The following is an 18,209-nucleotide window of genomic DNA, read 5'->3' on the forward strand; positions in this document are numbered from 1 at the left end:
ATTTTACATGGTATTTTTGTTATAATGAAGAAAATGAACCATGGAAAGGAGTTACTATGAACTTTCAATCGCTGCATTATTTCATCATGCTCGCGAGGGAGAAGAATTTCACACGCGCAGCTGAGAAACTCCATATTTCCCAGCAGACGCTCTCTGCCAGCATCGCCGCGCTGGAGCGCGAGCTGAACTGCAAGCTTATCATCCGCCATGTCCCCCTCGAGCTTACGTATGGAGGAAGGACCTTCTTCCATTACGCCCTCTCTCTCACAGGCGAAGAGGAATCCATGCGCCGCTCCCTCCTCGACATCGCAGAAGAAAAAACAGGAGAACTGCGTATCGGCGTCGGCTATGTCCGCGGCAGGACCCTTCTTCCGCCCATCCTGAAGAAATTCGGGGACAAGCACCCGGGCGTCACATTCCGCATTCTGGAATCCACGAATAAACAGCTCAGGACCCGCCTCGTCGAAGGCGATATCGACCTCTCCATCGGGCACTACAGGGAAGTCCCGCCAGGCATTGAAATAGAACCGATCTACGAAGAACAAATCTGCCTCCTCATCACAAAGAAACTCTTCGACGAAACCGTAGAAGGCACCATCGAGGAAGTCTCCGCCGCTCTCCAGAGGGACGTCAAAGAAGGCATGCGTCCCTTCGCCAAATGCCCCTTCCTGAATACCCGGGGCGAAAACGTCTCCGGCTACTTCGAGACACTCTACCTCGCCGAAGCGCCCTTCACACCCTTCATCCGCTGCATGTCCAACAACATGGAAACCCTCCTCTGCCTCTCCGGAAAAGGCATGGGCGCCCTCTTCTGCCCCCAGAACCTCGTCCGCTCCTCCCTTTCCAAAGAAGACCTCAGGGAAATGTACGTCATCCCCCTGCCGGAGACCAAGTATGCCATGTCCGTAGGCGTAAGGACAAAAGCCGCCCCCTGGTCCATCCGCGATGAATTCATACAGCTCCTGAAGGAAGAACTCGCGAGGGAGAATGGAATTTAAAAAGGGGAAATATTGAGGAAAACCATAAAAAGGGGAAAAAGAAAGAAAACCATACAACAGGAAAACCCTTAAAACAAAAGGGAAAATGGGAAAAGAAAAAAAACAGAAAACAAAAATGTTTCACGTGAAACATTTTTAGTAAAAGAAGGAAAACCTTACGACCGCAGCTTTGCTGCGTGGTAATCAAACCTATCCGCCGGCCTTTTTAGAAAATGAACCCCTTTCGGCGCATCCGCGCCACTTTCCCCTAACGGGGACAGCTTTTACCGCTGGTGCTGTTCGCCTTTTTATCACTTTCGATTTTGAAGATGTGAGAGGAAACAATTTCAGCGCTTTTGGGAGTCCCCGTTAGGGGAAGCTGTCGAACTTTTAACACTGATGTTCGACTGAAGGTGTGCATGATTCATCGCACCTAAAACTATAAAAATGTTCCACGAGCATCGTGAGGTCGTCCGGTTTTTCGCCCGATTCCATCGAGCTTCTACAGTTTCCCCTCCATTTCCCCATCAAAAAAAGGGCTGTAACAAAATGGTTAATCATTTTGCTACAGTCCCCTTTTCTATTGGAATATTCCATTAAAGGATACTAACAAATGTATTTATTGGTTCTATCTGAAAACCTCAAAACCTCGCTTTGCTCGAGAACTACATCTCATTCCCCGGCTTCGCCGGGACCTTCTCCTTTGGAACAAGGTTAACACCCTTAAACCTCGCTTCGCTCGATGGAAATGCACCCCTCTCACGCAGCGAGCTTCTCCGGTTTTCCTCCATTTCCGCATCAAAAAAAGCATTGAAAGCTCGTTTCGAGTTTTCAATGCTTTTTCTTTGGATTTCTTAAATCATATACCCGTTATGTTCGAGGACGGCTTCTGCTTCGTCTACGCCGTTTTCTGCGGCTGCTTCGATCCAGCGGAAGGCTTCGTCTCGGTTTTCTTCGGTGCCGTGGCCTTCAAGGTACATCATGCCTGCTGCGTACTGGGCGCGGGGGATGCCGGCTTCGGCGGCTTCTTTCATGTAGAGGAAGCCGTTTTTCTCGTCTTTTTCTTCGAGGCACAGGAGCGCGAGGGACATGAGGCTTTCTTCGTGGCCCATGGCAATGGCTTTCTTATATAGAGAGACAGCTTTCTTTCTGTCTTTTTCTACGACAAAGCCCTGATCGTAATCGTAGGCAAGTTCAGCGAGTGCTTCGGGGATGCCGGCTTCGGCCGCTCTTTCGTACCAGCGGAAGGCTTTCTCCTGGTCTTCCTTGTCGTCGCTGTTTTCATAGACGGACGCGAGGAGCATGGCTGCTTCACCGTTGCCGTGTTTCCACGACTTTTTCAGCCATTCAGCTGCTTTCTTCGTGTCTTTTTCCTTTTTCCAGGAGTTCAGGAGCATCTCGCCCACTTTGTATTCACTGTACTGGTCATGGAATTCTGCCGCTTTCTTGAAGCAGAGCATGGCGCGTTCTTCGTTTCTTGGAACGGCGTACCCTTCTTCGTAGGCGGAGCCCAGATCGTAGAGCGCACGCCAGTATTCAGCGAGCGCTGCTTTCGTCAGCCACTTTATGCCTTCTTCGAAATTGACGATGAGAGCGCCCAGATAGAAACGCCCTGCTTCATCCATCGCAAGGACGTCGCCGGAAACGGCAGCCTTGAGGACACGCGGGAAGCATTCATTCACGATATCCCACATTTCCTGATCATCGGTCCCGTTCACGAGGGAAATGCCGCAGAGTGCGCTGCCTTCCTCGTAACCTTTCTGGAACCATTTGACCGCTTTCCTTTCGTCGGCTTCGACGTGGCCGTAGCCTTCGCGAAGACAGCAGCCGATGAGGTACATGGCTCTTGGCGCCCCCATCTTCGCTTCTTTCTGAAGTTCTACGACCGCTTCGTCGATTTTTCCCTGCATAAATAAAGACTCACCCTGTGACTGATTCATTGTCCCTCCATACAATCAGGCATTCAAATATTGCTGCATCAACAACTTCGCGTCAGGATCACCCTGCGCGTCACTTCTTCTGAAACATTCTTCAGCGGCGCGGAGATTTCTCGTCCCGCCGATGCCGGTCGCATAGCAGAGGCCAAGGAAATTTTCAGCCCTTGGATAGCCCTGCGCCGCTGCTTCCTTGAAACGCCTGACGGCGCCGTCCCCGTCCTGGTCACGGAGTGCCAGCTCGCCGAGCTCGCAGATGGCTTCCGCCTGTCCCTGCTCAGCGGCTTCTTCAAGGAGCGTCCTTCCTTTTTCTTCGTCGACTTCTGTGCCTGCCCCGTTCACATAGCAGTCGCCCAGAGAGGCGATGGCATCGATATCGCCGGTATCAGCAGCTTTCTCGATCCAACGGAAGCCTTCGCTGGCATCACTGTTCTTCGCAAGCCCCAGAAGGTGCATGCGTCCGATGGATCGCCCGGCAGGGACATTTCCCTTATCCCAGGCGGCCAGGTAGAGATCCATCGCTTTTTCGTAATTGATTTCTGTCCCGCGGCCGTAGAGGTAGCAGTCGCCGAGCTTGTACATGCAGCTCGGAGAGCCCTGCTCTGCGCCCTTCGTGAAGAATTCATACGCTTTGTCCATGTCCTGGGAAATGCCGTCGCCAAGGACGTACATCGTGCCCAGCGCATCCGACGCTTCCCCGTTTCCATGGTTCGAAGCGCGTTCAAAACAGGTCGCTGCCTTCTCCTTGTCCTCCTCGACGCCGATAGCGCCGTAGAAGCAGTCCCCGAGGCGCAGCTCCGCTTCGTGATACCCAAGCGCAGCCCCCTTCAGGAACCAGGTGAAAGCAAGCTTCGGATCATACCGCGAGAAACTTTCGTCCATCGCGATACGCCCTGCGTCCGCCATAGAAAGGCACAGCCCCTTCTCGGCTGAACGAACATACCAGTCATAGGCCTGATCCATATTGATCTTGCGTCCCAGGCCGCGTTCATAAAGAATCGCAATCTGGCGCATCGCAAAAGGATCGCCGGCCTTTGCCATCGGAAGAAGTTTCTTCATATGTTCTACATACTTCTCCGTCATTTCCTTCTTGTTTCCTTCTCCGTCCCGGTAGAGGATGAAGAATCCGGAGAGCACATCACCTGCTCTCCATCCGCTGTCCACCAGCTCTAGGAAACGGTCTCCATTCCAGCGTACTTCCACCGCATAGAAATAGAAGAGCCCGAGCAAGTACTGATCCCTGCCATTTGCCGGGTCCTTCGCCAGCTCTTTCAAAAGCGAAAGACTCTCTGCAAACTCTCCTGCGAGGAACAACGATTCCGCGCGTTTCGTTTCATTATCCATAAGGCCCCTCATTTCAAGCCCGCTCCGCTCTTCCACGGATCGAAACTTCTTCACCTTTATCATACATTGAATTTTGTCGAAAAATAATAATAAATATTATAATTTTTCTATATTATAGAAAATAGTCTGAAAAAATGGGACTATTTTTACTGTTTTAGTTATAGAGATATATGTAAAACTTTAGAGAAAAGAGACATACCATAGAAAAAAGTAACAATATGGTGGACGTAAGATTGACGCGAGCGAGGATTGAAAACCGGACAGCCTCGCGATGCGAGGGGAAAAGGATTTTAAAACCGAACAACCCGCCTGCGGCTGAGGGAGATGAAAACCTTTACAACCAAGCTGCGCGAGAGTAAAAAGGAAAACCTTCACAACCAGTCTGAAGGCTGTTGGAAATGAACCTCCTCAGTCGACTCCGTCGCCAGCTCCCCCTACGGGGCGAGCTCTGAAACCATTTCCCTGCTTCGCAAAGGAAAACATGCAAACCTCGCTGCGCTCGTAGTAATCAACCCTATCCGCCAGCCTTTTTAGAAACTGCACCTTTGAAAACCACAAAACCAGCCTAACGGCTGAGGAAATGCAACTCATCCGTCGGCTCCGCCGCCACCTTCCCTTCCAGGGCAAGGTCAAAGGCAATTCTTCCCTCCGTTGTGGGCAGCTCGCGATGTGAAATGAAAAAATCAATGGTTTTGTTTTGAACTTATATAGGCACCTTCCCCGTCTGGGAAGGCGAGTGTTAGCGGCGCTCGGAAAAATCAGGACTCAGGAATGCCGAGCAGCGCGAGGTTGTCTGGTTTTCCTTCAGCCCGGAGCTGGTTGTCTGGTTTTCTTTTCTTTTTCCATTTTTTCCCTCTCTTTTCATACTCCCCATTGCCAAAAAAGAGGGGATGTGACAAAATTCATCCCAACAAAAAAGGCTCTGCCCCGGATCATTTGGTCCGGGGCAGAGCCTTTCGTGTTATAATTTTTTACAATGAAAAATAACAACACTAGCAATCATTTTACCGCAGAACAAGGCATTTTGCCAATGTTTCCCTCTGAGATTCTCAATGTCGATGATCCTGTTTTAATGTATGACAGATTTATGGAGGAAATCGATCTTAAAAAGTACCTTCGTTACATACCGACGCGTGGCGCTGGCAGACCCAGGTATAATCCCGTCAACATGCTGAAAACGATCATCTATGGTTTCGCAGAAGAAGGATATTGCTCTTTTAGAAAACTTGAAGATAATTGCAGGGTTAATATCAGATATATGTACCTGATGAATTATGAAGCCCCATCCTATCGGACATTCTGTCATTTCGTGAAGGGCTTTCTTAAGTATTCTCTCAAGGATATCTTTTATTCAATTACGAAAGAACTCTGCGGCAAACTCAACGTGGATTTGCAGCATATATATATTGACGGTTCCAAGTTTGAAGCGAACGCAAATAAATACAGCTGGGTATGGAAGAAATCCGCTGAAAAATCCCGCTACAAGCATTTTGCCAAGATTACCAGCCTTTTTGAGTTACTCAATGATGATCTTAAGTATGACCATATGAGTGTAAACATCAATACAGAATACGCTCCGGACTATCTGCGTCTGGTATTGGATAAATTAAAAGAAATCTGGCAGATTGATGAGACGGCCTTTGTTCATGGAAGCGGGCATCGCAAGTCCGATCATCAACGCAAGTATGAGCAGCTTAAGGCATATACATCAAAACTTGAAGAATATGTTGAGAAGATACAGATATGCGGTACTTCCAGAAACAGTTATTCGAAGACCGATACGGATGCAACATTCATGCGAATCAAGTCGGACTACATGGGAAATGATCAGCTTCTGCCTGCATACAATGTCCAAATAGGTGTTGCCGATGAATTTATTGCCGTAATTGATGTTAACCAGTATCGTTCAGATATGGATTGCTTCGTACCGCTGATGGAGGAATTCCACGAAGTCTATGGGGCTTATCCTAAGTATCCTGTGGCAGATGCAGGATATGGATCTTTCAACAATTACATCTATTGCGAGCAGCACGGTATGGAAAAGTATATGAAATTCCCCATGTACAAGAAAGAAACGAAAGACAAGAAATACCATACCAATCCGTTTCGGCCAATAAACTTTAGAGTTGATGAGAATGGAACCATCCGTTGTCCAAATGACAGGGCTTTCAAATTTATCTATAGACATCTGGTCAGAGGGAACTTATACGGCAGGCAGGAGGAAGTATTTGAATGCGAAGACTGCCAAGGATGCCCGCTGGCAGAGCAATGTAAAAAGACCCCGAAGAACAAAAGAATCTCATTGAGCAGAGAACGGAATAACATGTACCAGGAGGTTCAGGATAATCTGGAAAGCATCCATGGAGCCCTGCTAAGAATGAACCGGTCAATCCAGGCTGAAGGAACTTTTGGAATCATGAAACATGACAGATGGTACAAAAGAATCGTCAGAAAAGGGATAGATTCTGTAAAAGCCGAGTTATACCTGGTAGCACTTGGCTATAATTTAAGGAAATACATCACAAAAATAATGCGTATAAGGATTGCCGCCTAAGACAATATAATTAAAAGTCTTATGGGGGTAAGGGGGCTTACGCGCATTTTTACGTAAAAGGCTTACAGCAGAGCTAAAAATGATGAAATAAAGACGCAAAAAAGAGGCTGCAACAAAATGATTAACCATTTTGTCACAGCCCCTTTTTGGTTACTGTTTATTTCCCGCGTAGTTGCCTGGGAGGAAGTAGAGGGGATCGACGGCTGTGCCGTTGACTCTGACTTCGTAGTGGCAGTGCGGGCCGGTGCTGTTTCCGGTGCTGCCCATGATGGCGATGACGCTGCCCTGGTCGACGTGCTGGCCTACGGTGACGAGAATGCCGGAGTTATGGCCATATCTTGTGACGAGGCCGCCGGGGTGCTTGATTTCGACGAGGTTGCCGTAGCCGCCTACCCAGCCTGCCTGGGTGACGGTGCCGGATGCTGTAGCTTCGATTGGGAGGCCGTAGTCGCCTGCGATGTCGATGCCTTCATGGTAGGTAGAGCCTATGCCGCCTCCGGGGCTGGAACGGTAGCCAAAGTAGCTGGAGATCTCGCCTTTGACGGGCCAGATATCCGGTGTGGTGGCATTAGTATTGAGGAGCTGGACCTGCATGCCGTAGGTCTGGTTCATGAGTTCTTCTCTTAGGGTGATCATGGTCCTAATCTGGGAATCGAGACGGGAGTCAAGTTTCCTCATTTCACGGAGAAGGTCGCCCGGTGTGGCAACGGATGCGCTGCCATCGTCAGTTTCCTGTGCGGTCCCGGATGATTGATGGTCGGAGGCGGATACGTCTCTTGCCTTATCCGGTACGGTGGATGCACCGCCCTGGCCTCCCTGGCCGCCATTCTGCACGTTGGCGCCGGCGCCGTTATTATTGGCTTTGATCATGTCCTGAAGCTGGCTGGAGATTTTTTCGATGGCTTTTGTCTTGTCATTCAGGGCTTCCATCTTTTCTTCTGCCATTTTCAACTGGTTTCTATAGAGTGTATTCTCCTGGCGGAGGGACGTCATAGAATACGCGGAATAACCGCCAATGCAGATGCTTGCCGCGAATACGACAGCCGCCGCAATGGCGCCGATTTTCAGTTTTTTGATTTCCTGCCCGGTGAAGCTGAATGAAACTTCGCCGGTTTCTTTATTTTCGGTTTTTTTCATGTTTGCCTGCTGTCTATTGAATGCGTCCTAAGTTTCCTGCCCCCACAGAAAACCGAACGTCCGGTCACTTCCTGATTTCCCGGCGCTTCCCCGCGCCGTCTCTTCCATTCCCCGGATAGCGGACATATGCCCGCGGTCTTTCTGTCTTTCTTAGTTCTTTTTTGCCATATCGATTTTGTGATCATGCGGTGCCGGCTGGCCTGGATTCTGTGCCGGCTGGTTGTAGTCGTCAGCTGGTTCTCTGAAGTCCTGCATGGTCTGCGAAGGAGCTGCTGTGTATTCGGTGTATCCGGACTCGGCGGCTGCTTCGGCTGCCTGCTGGGCCTGCTGTGCCATATCAGGCATCAGCGTATTCAGAGCGAGGTTGATGCTTTCTGCTTCTTCGGCGGAAAGTGCTTCGCGGCACTGGCCGTTCGTGACTTTCTTAGCGTAGATACGGGATGCATCGTGGCCTGCCAGAGAGGAAAGGATGAAGCCGTTGTTCTTCCCGTCAAGGATTGTCAGGGAGAAGGAAAGCTTGTCTCCTGTGTCATCGAAAGCGTCGTAGCGCACAAGGCCTGTCTTCTGGAAAGACTGGAGCTGCATATTCGCAAGGAGTTCTTGCTGGTGCAGCATGTTCTCGGAGGACGCGATCATTTCACGAAGCTCTCTCACTTCTGTGGAAAGCTTCACTTCGATCGAGCCGCCTTCAGCGCTCTTCATGAAATACATGTACTTGCGGTACAGGCGGTTCAGCTTGTTCCTCAGAAGGAAGAACTCGAGGACGAGCACAATCAGGAGGACTGCCAGCACGCCGGCGACCACATACATTACTATTGTCTGGTTTATCATTTACTACTCTTCTCCACTCGTATTTTCGGATTTTTGTTTGAGAATATTCGTTATCATAGCGAATTCATCATCATTTTTGAAGGAAATCATGATGGTTCCGCTGTGGGCTTTTCTGCCTTTCCCTGTCTTGATGGAAACATGGGTGCCCACAGAGAGCGTCAGCGATTCTTCGAGGCTCTTGAGGTAAGCAGAGACCTGCTCATCCTTCTTCGGCTTCACTTTTCCCGGTTTCGTTTCACTGGTGAGCTTTTCGACCTCGCGGGCGGACAGTCCGTCCTTCACGATGCGCCTTGCCAGGCTGATCTGCTCGGCAGGGGTTTTCAGCGAAAGGAGCGGCCTTGCCTGACCGGCTGTCAGTTTCCTTTCGGAAAGCATATCTTTCACTTCGTCTGGAAGGTCCATGAGACGCAGCGTATTGGCTACATGCGAACGGCTCTTGCCCACGCTTTCGGCGAGCTCTTCCTGCGTCAGCTCGTACGATTTCATGATTGTCTCATAGGCCGAGGCTTCTTCCACAGGATTCAGGTCCTCACGCTGGAGGTTTTCGATCAGTGCGGCTTCCGCCATCATCTTGTCGTCATACTGCGTAATGATTGCCGGGATGACAGAGAGCCCTGCCATCTTTGCCGCGCGGAAACGTCTTTCGCCGGCGACCAGCTCATACTCGAATTCGCCGTCCGTATCTTTGTAGCGGACCGTGACCGGCTGGATCAGACCCTTTTCCTTGATGGAATCAGCAAGACCCTTCAGAGCTTCATCGTCGAAATCACGGCGCGGCTGCCAGGGATTCGGATGGATTTTAGCAAGTTCGAGATCGATGACCTTGCCCTTCTCGTCCAGAGTTTCCCCCAGAAGAGAACCCAATCCACGTCCCAGTTTCTGTCTCTTAGTCACGTCTTACTACCTCCCGGCTCAGTTTCTTATATGCCTCAGCCCCCTTGGACTTGGGCGCGTACGTCAGGATCGGTTCGCCGAAGCTCGGCGCCTCGGAAAGCTTTACGGTCCTCGGGATCACCGTCCTGAATACTTTGGATCCGAAATACTTCTTCACTTCCTCAGCCACCTGCAGCGACAGGTTCGTTCTTCCGTCGAACATCGTCAGAAGAATACCGAGGATATGAAGCGATGGATTCAGCTTCCTGGACACCACCTGCACCGTCTTTACCAGCTGGGAAAGACCTTCCAGCGCGTAGAACTCCGCCTGGATCGGGATGATGATGGAATCGGAAGCCACAAGGGCATTCAATGTCAGAAGACCCAGGGAAGGCGGGCAGTCGATCAGGATGTAATCGTAGGAATCCTTGATTGCGGCAAGCTTCTTTCTCAGAAGAAATTCCCTCTCAGGGAGCCCTGCGATCTCGATTTCCGCCCCGGCAAGATCGATAGAAGAAGGAAGCAGCCACAGCTTCTTCACCGCTGTCTTCACAGCGGCCTCCTTCGCATCCGCATCATCCAGCAGCACATCATAGAGATCCTTGCCGAACTTCACGTCCTTGCTGAGCCCGCTGGTGGAATTGCCCTGCGCGTCCTCGTCGATGAGAAGAGTCTTATGTCCTTTGTCGGCCAGTTCCGCCGCCAGATTCACAGCCGTCGTTGTTTTTCCGACCCCGCCCTTCTGGTTGATGATGCTGATGATCTTGCCCATATTTTCCTTCCTTTCACAGATAGTCGCTATTATTATACCATATTTCACTGTCAATATAAGAAATGTTTCACGTGAAACATTTTTGAAAAAATCTGTGAAACTTGCGATGGAATCACATCTTTCCCTATTTCCTGCAAAACATTCCAAAAAACTTTATCCGAATTTATACATAATTTTTGCTTTTCTAATGCATGTTAAATATTGACATTTTCATTCATCTTTGCTACGCTTTATAGAAATAATTCTATTCTTTAATTCATGGAGTCAAAATGGAACAAATTTATTTAGATACCGCAAGAATTCTGAAAGCTATTTCCGATCCGAAACGTCTCAAAATCGTAGACATGTTATCCTGCAAGGAACAGTGCGCCAACAAACTGCAGCAGGCATTCGCCATCACGCAGCCGACACTCTCCCACGATATGAAAGTCCTCGTCGAATCCGGACTCATCATCGACAGAAGAGACGGCAAGAACATTTTCTATTCCCTGAACCCCGCAGCCATGGAAGAACTCTGCGCCATCATGGGAGAAATCTGCCAGAAGAGAATGCACTGCATCTGTGAACACGGAAGACACGAAGAACAGGGCATGATGGAAAACCCGGAAGCAAAGAACGACGTGCGCGAAATCGCTGAATAAAACCACGGTGTTCCGTAATAATTTTTTTATAATACGTATAAACGGATTATTTTAACTAGTAATCTTCTGATTATCCTTCAAAAGTGGTACTATATATAAGTAATGGCAAGCATTTTGCTGTATATTGGTCGTAGAGGTGATAAACATGGCAGAAGTAACTGAAAAAAGCATCATTGTAAATGGCGTAGACAAATGTCTCGTATCCGAACTGAAACGTGTATACGGTTCCGTTGAATACCAGGGCGCAGAATACGTATTCCTCCAGTTCCCGATCGTAGGCGACACCGTAAGAGAATACCGCCCGGACAGCTACACCACCGCTGTAGAACTCGGCGATGAAATTTGCGAAGGACAGACCTTCCACTATCACGTTACACTGACGTACGATGGACACGTCAGAGAAGTCGCTTATCTCGGACTCGACGATTTCGGCAACCCCGACACCGTTGATATCGAATAATCCTCAACAAAAAGAAGGATGTGTGCGAAAGTGCACATCCTTTTTGCGTGGGATGAATGAATTCCATTTCCGAAGAATACTCGCCTTCCCAGACGGGGAAGGTGCCCGAAGGGCGGATAGGGTTGATTACCACGAGCAAAGCGAGGTCGTATGGTTTTCCATAAGGCAAAGCCTTGGTTTAAGGGTGTTTGACCTTACCTCGTAGAGGAAGGTACGGCCGGAGGCCGGTAATGAAGTTAATTACCCACGGACGAAGTCCGGCTTTATGGTGTTTCTTCGAACGAAGTGAGGTTTAAGGGTGTTAACCTTGCTCCGAAAGGAGAAGGTGTCGCCGAAGGCGACGGATGAGATGTAGTTCCTCTCGCGCAGCGAGGTTTTACGGTTTTCCTCAAGGCCTCAGCCTTGGTTTAAGGGTGTCAGAGCTCGCCCCGTAGGGGGAGCTGGCGCGGATGCGCCTGAGGAGGTTCATTTCTGCGAGCGAAGCGAGGTTTTATGGTTTTCAGTTAATGCAAATATATAAACATGTTAGTTAATCCTCTAATCGAATACCCACGCAAAAAAGGCTGTGAAGAAATGATTGCACATTTCGTCACAGCCTTTTATTTATCATTTATTTTCTCAGACCATTTCTATTCCCCATCCACTCTCTTCAGCCTGAGTCCGGGAAGGATCAGGAGAACGCTCACGATGAGACCCGCGAAGAGGGAATCAATCGGAAGATGAAGAACGACGGCGAGGATGGCCGCCACAGTGCTCCCTGCCATGGAGAGCACCGCCCATCCCCTCTTCAAATGCCCAGGGAAGAAGACCGAAAGCGTCAGCGGAAGGAAAATGCCGCCGCCTCTAAGGCCCATGGAGAGGTAATTCCAGAAAAGGACCTGCGTTCCCCTGTTCATCGCCGCAATCACACAAGCCGCTGCCATGACAGAGAGGACAGAAATTTTTGTCAGACGGAGAAGCGCCTTGTCATCCTGGAGATGCAGGATCGGCATCAGGATATCCGTCACAAGCATCGTCCCGATTCCCAAAGACAGCCCGCCGATCGAGCTGATGAGAGACAGCACGATGCCGCCCATCGCAAGACCGCCGACCAAGAAGGACGCATGATTCGTAAAGTACGTAGGAAGCGTCAAAACAGGCACCACATTCGGATCAAAAGCGCTCATGTACATACCGACAGCCACAGACGGAAGCCCGACAGGAATGACAATCAGCGCCGCCGTGATGCAGCCGGCCGCGGCCGTAATCGGCGTATCTGCCGAGAAAATACACTGGATATACGTCTGCGTGCAAAGGACGCCGACAATCATCGAGAACAGATTCGACATCGACACCTCGAACCCGCGTCCGAAAAGATCCAGATGAGACGGAGGAATTGCCACGGACGAAGAAGCCAGCACCTCATATGCTTCGAAACCGCAGACGAAAAGGGAAAGCCAGATGACAGCCATCTTGAGGATGCCCCCGATGGCCGCACTCTTCATCCCGCCAAAAAACGTATACGCCGCGACAAGCGTCATCAGGATGATTGCCGCTGGAAGCTCGCCCACGCCGAAGATCGAGGAAATGATTTCCATCCCGGGCAGGCAGCTCGCCACCGCCGAAAGAAGAATCCCTATCGAAGAAATCACCGAAGACAGACGCTCCGCCCGCCTCCCGTAATGCATCCCCAGAAACTGCGGAATCGTGGAAAGCCCCGTCGAGCGCATTTTCTGTGCATAGAAAATCCCCATCAGGATGAAAGCAATCCCGCTTCCCAGAGTGAACCACCATGCCGAAAGCCCCACACTGTACGCCAGCTGCGCCGTACCCACCGTCGCACCGCCGCCGACCACCGTCCCGGCAATCCCGCCGGCCACCATGGGCACCCCGGCACTCCTTCCGCCGACACTGTATCCCTCAGCCGACCTGACCTTGCGCGACTGAAAAATTCCCACACCGATGACAAAAGCCACCGTCAAAAGCATCACGGCCATCAAAGGCCACGTCATATGCATGGTCATTCCCCCTTAAGAAAATAATTATTCCCATTATAGCAAAAAAAGAGACAGCATTTCTTGAGAAATCTGCAACGCCTAAGGAAAATGGAAATGAAGGAATGAGACAGGTATAATAAAACAAAAGAAAATGCAAAAAGAAAGGAACAACTATGATCAAAGCCGTCATTTTTGATATGGATGGAACCATCCTCGATACCATCACCGACATCACCACCGCCTCCAACAACGCCCTCGAAGCCATGGGCCTTCCCCACCACTTCACCAGAGACGAAGTCAAACTCTGCTTTGGAAGCGGCATCCACGACGACATCGCAAAAATCATCGCTCTTGCCAGAGGCTGCCAGGGTCAGGACCTCATCGACCTCTGCGAAACCATCCCCGCTTCCCGCTATGCCGTCACCGAAGAAGAAATCCAGAAATGCCGCGCCATCTTCTCCGACCTCTATCCAAGAAACCACAGAAAAACCAGCCCCTACGAAGGCATCCCCGAGCTCCTCAAAAAACTGAGAGAAAAAGGAATCAAAACAGCCGTAGCCTCCAACAAAGACGAAGCTCCTGTCAAAAAACTCACGGAAATGTACCTTAAAGGCCTTTTTGACGTCGTCAAAGGAAACAAACCGGATATCCACCGAAAACCCGCTCCAGACATGATCAATGCAATCCTGAGCGATCTTTCCCTCACACCCGAGGATGCCATCTACGTCGGAGACACAGAAGTGGACATAGAAACAGCCAGAAACTCCCACCTCCCCTGCCTCTCCGTCACCTGGGGCTTCCGCCCCGAAACCTTCCTCAGAGCCAGAGGAGGAAAACACTTCGTGAACCATCCCTTGGAAATACTGGATTTCGTGGAAAAAGAATAAAAAAAGGAACCCCGCAGCATAAGCGATGCTGCGGGGTATTTTGATTTGGGAGGATTTGGGAAGAAGGGCCGTAGGCCGATCTTAACCTTGCCCTGGAAGGGAAGGTGTCTCATATACCAGTTGTCGGTAATGGTAATGCTATAAATGGCGCATAAATTAGTGTATGAGACGGATGAGTTGCATTTCCACGGACGAAGTCCGGTTGTGCGGTTTTGTGAGTAACGCTCACAACGAAAAAAGGACTCTCGATGAGCCCTTTTTTCGTATCTTCGTATCTTTTCTCTTTTATCAATTTCCAAATCTTACTTATGTTCAAAGATATCGACTCTTCTGTCGCCTTCGTTCTTGCCTGTGGAGCCTTCGGAGCCTTTGACCATTTCTACGAGTTTGGAAGCGTCAACGCCTTTGGAGACGGCATAGTCTCTGACAGCTTTGATGCGTCTGGATGCGAGGTTTTCGTTGTAGTCAGCGGAGCCTGTGGCATCGGTGCGGCCTACGAGTTTGAAGACGTGGCCTGTTTCCTTGGCTTCTTTGACGAATGCATCGAGGTTGATTTTCTGTGCCGGGATGATGTCGGAGGAGTCTTCGTTGAAGAGGACGCTATTGAAATAGTAGTCGTTTTCCGGTGCTGCGACTGGTGTATCAGCCGGGACCTGGACGGTCGTTTCTGCGCCGGCATTGTTTGTAGTGGTGACTACGGCTGCCGGGGTTTCGGATTTCTGGACAGTGGATACTGTGGATACTCTTTCTTCCTGGTTGGCTCTTGCATAAGCGGAGTCGTCGATCATGCCATTTGTTCCGGTGCCATATTCATTGGAGCCGCCGAAGCGGTAGGATACGCCTGCCATGAAGCCTTTATAGGAGACGTTGTTGTCGTCATTTCCTTTGGTATTCAGGTAATGGTAGCCTGCGTTCAGGTCAAGGTCTTCATCGATAGCGAGGTCGACGCCTGCTTCCCACATGGTGGTCTGCTCGGTGCCGAGGGCGCCTTTGGCATAGACGTCAAGGCCGTCGGTCAGCGGATGACGGGCAATGAGGCCTAACTGGGCTACGTTGTTTGTACGGTCGGAAGAGCCGAATACGCGGTCCGGGAAGTCGGACATATGGATGCGGTTCCAGCCGCCGAAGGCTGCCACTTCCGGATTGATGGAGTAGAGAGCATTCAGTTCGTTCATATTTCCGCCGGTGTGGTCGGTGGAAAGGCCGGTGTACTGGTACTGAGCAGCCCATTTGTCATTGATGCCGTATGTCAGGCCGCCGGTGAAGTTCCATTCGCCGTCGGATTTATAGCCATTGGATTTCGCGGATGCGTCCCACATGCCTACGTTGATTTCAGTCTGTCCCTTCTGGTACGTCGTCAGAGGAGATGCGTATGCTGCGCTGGAAACTGCTGCCAGTGCGATCATAGCCGCAATAATTTTCTTCATAAGTTTCACCTCTCGCAATCAATCATTTCAATAATTTCAAAGTTTCTATTCCTAGTATCTATTCCATTATACCATAATGAAAAGAAGCGGTTAAGGACGTGATTCTTCCTATCCTCCTTCCGCTTCTTTTTTATGGCCTGCCTTAATTTGTACCTGCAGTAAAATGGGCGTTTCTGCTTCCTTCTTATCAAGGAAATTAGAAATACGCTGCTATTTTATGCGTTTCTTTTATTACTTGTCAGAGGGGAGCATCATGTCCTGCATTTCCTCGATCATGCCGACGGAGCCGCTTTCGATCAGCTTCCTGAATTCTTCGAGCTGATCCTTGATTTCCTTCGACATTTCAGGGAACTTCGGCGCGATGTCCTTCAGTGCCTTGATGACGATCTGGGCGACGACGTAGCGAGTGTACCATTTCTGGTCAGCCGGGACGATGTACCATGGCGCCTCTTTCAGGGAGGTTTCGGAAATCATTTCGCTGTACAGTTCCTGGTAACGGTCCCAGTAGCGGCGTTCGTTGATATCTGCCATGGAAAATTTCCAGTTCTTCTGCTTGTTGAGGATTCGTTCGGCCAGGCGGTCGCGCTGTTCATCCTTCGATACGTGCAGGAAAATCTTGACGATTGGGAAGCCGTTTTCATTCAGGTACGTTTCCCAGTCGCGGATCTGACGGTAGCGTATATCCCAGATATCCTTGCTGATGAGGTTCTTCGGCATCTTGCCCTGCTCGATCAGATTATGGACGCGGGAAACGATGACGTCTTCATAGTGGGAACGGTTGAATACGCCGATATCCCCGCGGCGTGGAAGGGCTTTGTTAATGCGCCACATGTAATCGTGGTCCTTTTCCTCTTCGGTCGGCTGCTTGAAGGAAACGACGTGGACCCCGTTCGGATCGAGATGAGAGAATACGTGCTTGATTGTGCTGTCCTTGCCGGCAGCGTCCATCGCCTGCAGGACGATGATGAGCCCGTAAGTGCTCTGCGCGAAAAGCTTCGCCTGCAACAGGCTGATTTCATCAAGTGCCTGCGGGAATGCATAGTTCTTCACGGCACTCTTGTCCACATCCTGATCGCAGTACGTGGCGAACTTCTTAAGGTTGATCGTATCGCCTTCCTTGACGCGGTATCTATCGATGTCAATTTTTATTTTCGCATCCTTGTAGTCTTTTACGCCTTTGATTTCTTTGACATCATTTACTTCGGTCTTTCCTTTTGTCTCGTTCTCCATGACAGGTTTCCCCTTTATATTTTATTTTGTTGTTTTAGTTTTCCTTGTTTTCCTTCGATGCCTTCTCGGAAAGCGTCGTCTGGATTTCTGCCAGTTCCTTCACGTCCACCTGGGCGATGAGCTTCTTGAACGTTTCCAGCTGCTTCTGTACTTCCGGATCCAGCTTCGGGAACTGCGGATCGATTTTCTTCAGCGCCTGCAGCGTGATGAGGGCGACGATGTAGCGGGTGTACCACTTCTGGTCTGCCGGTATGATGAACCATGGCGAAATGTCTTTCGACGTCTTCGAAATCATTTCCTCATACAGCTCCTGATAGCGGTCCCAGTACTGCCTTTCATTGATATCCGACATCGAGAATTTCCAGTTTTTCTGCTGGTTCACGATACGGTCGATCAGGCGCTTCTGCTGCTCTTCCTTCGATACATGGAGGAAAATCTTGATCATCATGAACCCGTTCTGACGAAGGTACTTCTCCCAGTTATTGATCTGCTCGTAGCGTTCTTCCCAGATATTCTTATTCACCAGATTCTGTGGCAGCTGGCCCTGATGGACCAGGTCATGGATGCGCGTCACGATGACATCCTCATACTGCGAACGGTTGAAAATCCCGATATCCCCGCGTTCCGGCAGCGCCTTATTGATACGCCACATGTAATCGTGGTCTTTTTCCTCCGTAGTCGGCTGCTTGAAGGAAACCACCTTCACACCGCCAGGATTCAAACTTGCAAAGACATGATTGATCGTACCGTCCTTGCCGGCCGCATCCATCGCCTGGAGCACGACCACGAGCCCGTACGTATTCTGCGCGTACAATTTCTCCTGCAGATCCTTGAGCTTTTCGATCACCTGCGGGAAATACAGATTCTTCACCTGAGACTTGTCTATAGAAACATCGCACTTCGTGCTGTATTTCTTCAGATTGACCTTTTCGCCTTCCTTGACCATGTAACGGGTAACGTCTACCTTGCCGTCCTTGATTTCATCAGCCAAAGGAAATCCCCCCTTTCGGAATTCATTCCAACAAATGCATATATATATTATAATTCATAACATAGAAAGAGTTAATAGAATCTAAACGAATTATAATAAATTAGAATAAGACAATTGTTTTCCATACCTTTCGGTAAACCTTGTGCCAAATGCGGAAAGTCATAATCCGGGAAAT

At 49.9% G+C, this 18,209-nt stretch carries 16 protein-coding genes; 5 read left to right on the forward strand and 11 right to left on the reverse strand.

Features of this window, described 5'->3' with window-relative positions; all coding sequences use genetic code 11:
- The first annotated feature begins 56 nt into the window (after positions 1-56).
- Positions 57-998 (forward strand): LysR family transcriptional regulator, encoded by a 942-nt coding sequence (locus tag Dia5BBH33_RS09885; protein WP_108850376.1) that lies wholly within the window; start codon positions 57-59, stop codon positions 996-998.
- Between the two features lie 833 nt (positions 999-1,831).
- On the opposite strand, the gene Dia5BBH33_RS09895 is transcribed toward Dia5BBH33_RS09885, so the two are convergent.
- The 3 genes from Dia5BBH33_RS09895 to Dia5BBH33_RS11110 all read right to left on the reverse strand — a co-directional run bounded on the left by Dia5BBH33_RS09895 (position 1,832) and on the right by Dia5BBH33_RS11110 (position 5,154).
- Positions 1,832-2,917: an SEL1-like repeat protein gene (locus Dia5BBH33_RS09895; protein WP_108850374.1), complete on the reverse strand. Its 1,086-nt coding sequence runs from the start codon at positions 2,915-2,917 to the stop codon at positions 1,832-1,834.
- Between the two features lie 15 nt (positions 2,918-2,932).
- Entirely contained in the window at positions 2,933-4,255 is a 1,323-nt protein-coding gene (locus tag Dia5BBH33_RS09900; protein ID WP_162297583.1) for a tetratricopeptide repeat protein, read from the reverse strand.
- Positions 4,256-5,013: 758 nt separating this feature from the next.
- Positions 5,014-5,154, reverse strand: a complete 141-nt coding sequence (locus tag Dia5BBH33_RS11110; RefSeq protein WP_162501801.1) for a hypothetical protein — start codon at positions 5,152-5,154, stop codon at positions 5,014-5,016.
- 77 nt (positions 5,155-5,231) lie between these two features.
- Between Dia5BBH33_RS11110 and Dia5BBH33_RS09905 the strand changes: the two genes are divergently transcribed.
- The gene (locus tag Dia5BBH33_RS09905) at positions 5,232-6,809 is read left to right on the forward strand and encodes an IS1182 family transposase (protein ID WP_143332110.1); all 1,578 of its coding nucleotides are present in this window, start codon (positions 5,232-5,234) and stop codon (positions 6,807-6,809) included.
- 150 nt (positions 6,810-6,959) lie between these two features.
- Here the strand turns inward: Dia5BBH33_RS09905 and Dia5BBH33_RS09910 are convergent, their stop codons facing one another.
- From Dia5BBH33_RS09910 to Dia5BBH33_RS09925, 4 genes are all read right to left on the reverse strand, one after another.
- Positions 6,960-7,946: a M23 family metallopeptidase gene (locus Dia5BBH33_RS09910; RefSeq protein ID WP_108850371.1), complete on the reverse strand. Its 987-nt coding sequence runs from the start codon at positions 7,944-7,946 to the stop codon at positions 6,960-6,962.
- 150 nt (positions 7,947-8,096) lie between these two features.
- Positions 8,097-8,777, reverse strand: coding sequence for a DUF4446 family protein (locus tag Dia5BBH33_RS09915; protein WP_108850370.1), 681 nt, complete (start codon positions 8,775-8,777; stop codon positions 8,097-8,099).
- 3 nt (positions 8,778-8,780) lie between these two features.
- The gene (locus Dia5BBH33_RS09920) at positions 8,781-9,671 is read right to left on the reverse strand and encodes a ParB/RepB/Spo0J family partition protein (protein ID WP_108850369.1); all 891 of its coding nucleotides are present in this window, start codon (positions 9,669-9,671) and stop codon (positions 8,781-8,783) included.
- On the reverse strand, positions 9,664-10,422 hold the full coding sequence (locus tag Dia5BBH33_RS09925; RefSeq protein WP_022383274.1) for a ParA family protein: 759 nt from the start codon (positions 10,420-10,422) through the stop codon (positions 9,664-9,666). Before Dia5BBH33_RS09925 ends, Dia5BBH33_RS09920 begins: the two co-directional genes overlap by 8 nt.
- A 269-nt stretch (positions 10,423-10,691) precedes the next feature.
- On the opposite strand from Dia5BBH33_RS09925, the gene Dia5BBH33_RS09930 reads away from it, so the two are divergent.
- Together Dia5BBH33_RS09930 and Dia5BBH33_RS09935 are read left to right on the forward strand one after the other, a co-directional pair.
- Positions 10,692-11,063, forward strand: coding sequence for an ArsR/SmtB family transcription factor (locus Dia5BBH33_RS09930; RefSeq protein ID WP_022383275.1), 372 nt, complete (start codon positions 10,692-10,694; stop codon positions 11,061-11,063).
- Positions 11,064-11,208: 145 nt separating this feature from the next.
- Complete coding sequence (locus tag Dia5BBH33_RS09935) at positions 11,209-11,523, forward strand: glycyl-tRNA synthetase (protein ID WP_108850368.1); 315 nt, start codon at positions 11,209-11,211, stop codon at positions 11,521-11,523.
- A gap of 629 nt (positions 11,524-12,152) precedes the next feature.
- Here the strand turns inward: Dia5BBH33_RS09935 and Dia5BBH33_RS09940 are convergent.
- The gene (locus tag Dia5BBH33_RS09940) at positions 12,153-13,520 is read right to left on the reverse strand and encodes a sodium:solute symporter family protein (protein WP_022383277.1); all 1,368 of its coding nucleotides are present in this window, start codon (positions 13,518-13,520) and stop codon (positions 12,153-12,155) included.
- 152 nt (positions 13,521-13,672) lie between these two features.
- Here Dia5BBH33_RS09940 and Dia5BBH33_RS09945 point away from each other — a divergent pair, with 152 nt between their 5' ends.
- A complete protein-coding gene (locus Dia5BBH33_RS09945; RefSeq protein WP_108850367.1) occupies positions 13,673-14,386 on the forward strand; it encodes an HAD family hydrolase in 714 nt (237 codons plus the stop codon).
- Between the two features lie 302 nt (positions 14,387-14,688).
- Here the strand turns inward: Dia5BBH33_RS09945 and Dia5BBH33_RS09950 are convergent, their stop codons facing one another.
- From Dia5BBH33_RS09950 to Dia5BBH33_RS09960, 3 genes are all read right to left on the reverse strand, one after another.
- A complete protein-coding gene (locus tag Dia5BBH33_RS09950) occupies positions 14,689-15,813 on the reverse strand; it encodes an OmpA family protein (protein WP_108850366.1) in 1,125 nt (374 codons plus the stop codon).
- A gap of 231 nt (positions 15,814-16,044) precedes the next feature.
- A complete protein-coding gene (locus Dia5BBH33_RS09955; RefSeq protein WP_179951944.1) occupies positions 16,045-17,043 on the reverse strand; it encodes a PPK2 family polyphosphate kinase in 999 nt (332 codons plus the stop codon).
- A gap of 34 nt (positions 17,044-17,077) precedes the next feature.
- On the reverse strand, positions 17,078-18,034 hold the full coding sequence (locus Dia5BBH33_RS09960; protein WP_022383282.1) for a PPK2 family polyphosphate kinase: 957 nt from the start codon (positions 18,032-18,034) through the stop codon (positions 17,078-17,080).
- Positions 18,035-18,209: the final 175 nt, after the last annotated feature.

Source organism: Dialister hominis, assembly GCF_007164725.1.
GTDB classification, from domain to species: Bacteria; Bacillota; Negativicutes; order Veillonellales; family Dialisteraceae; genus Dialister; species Dialister hominis.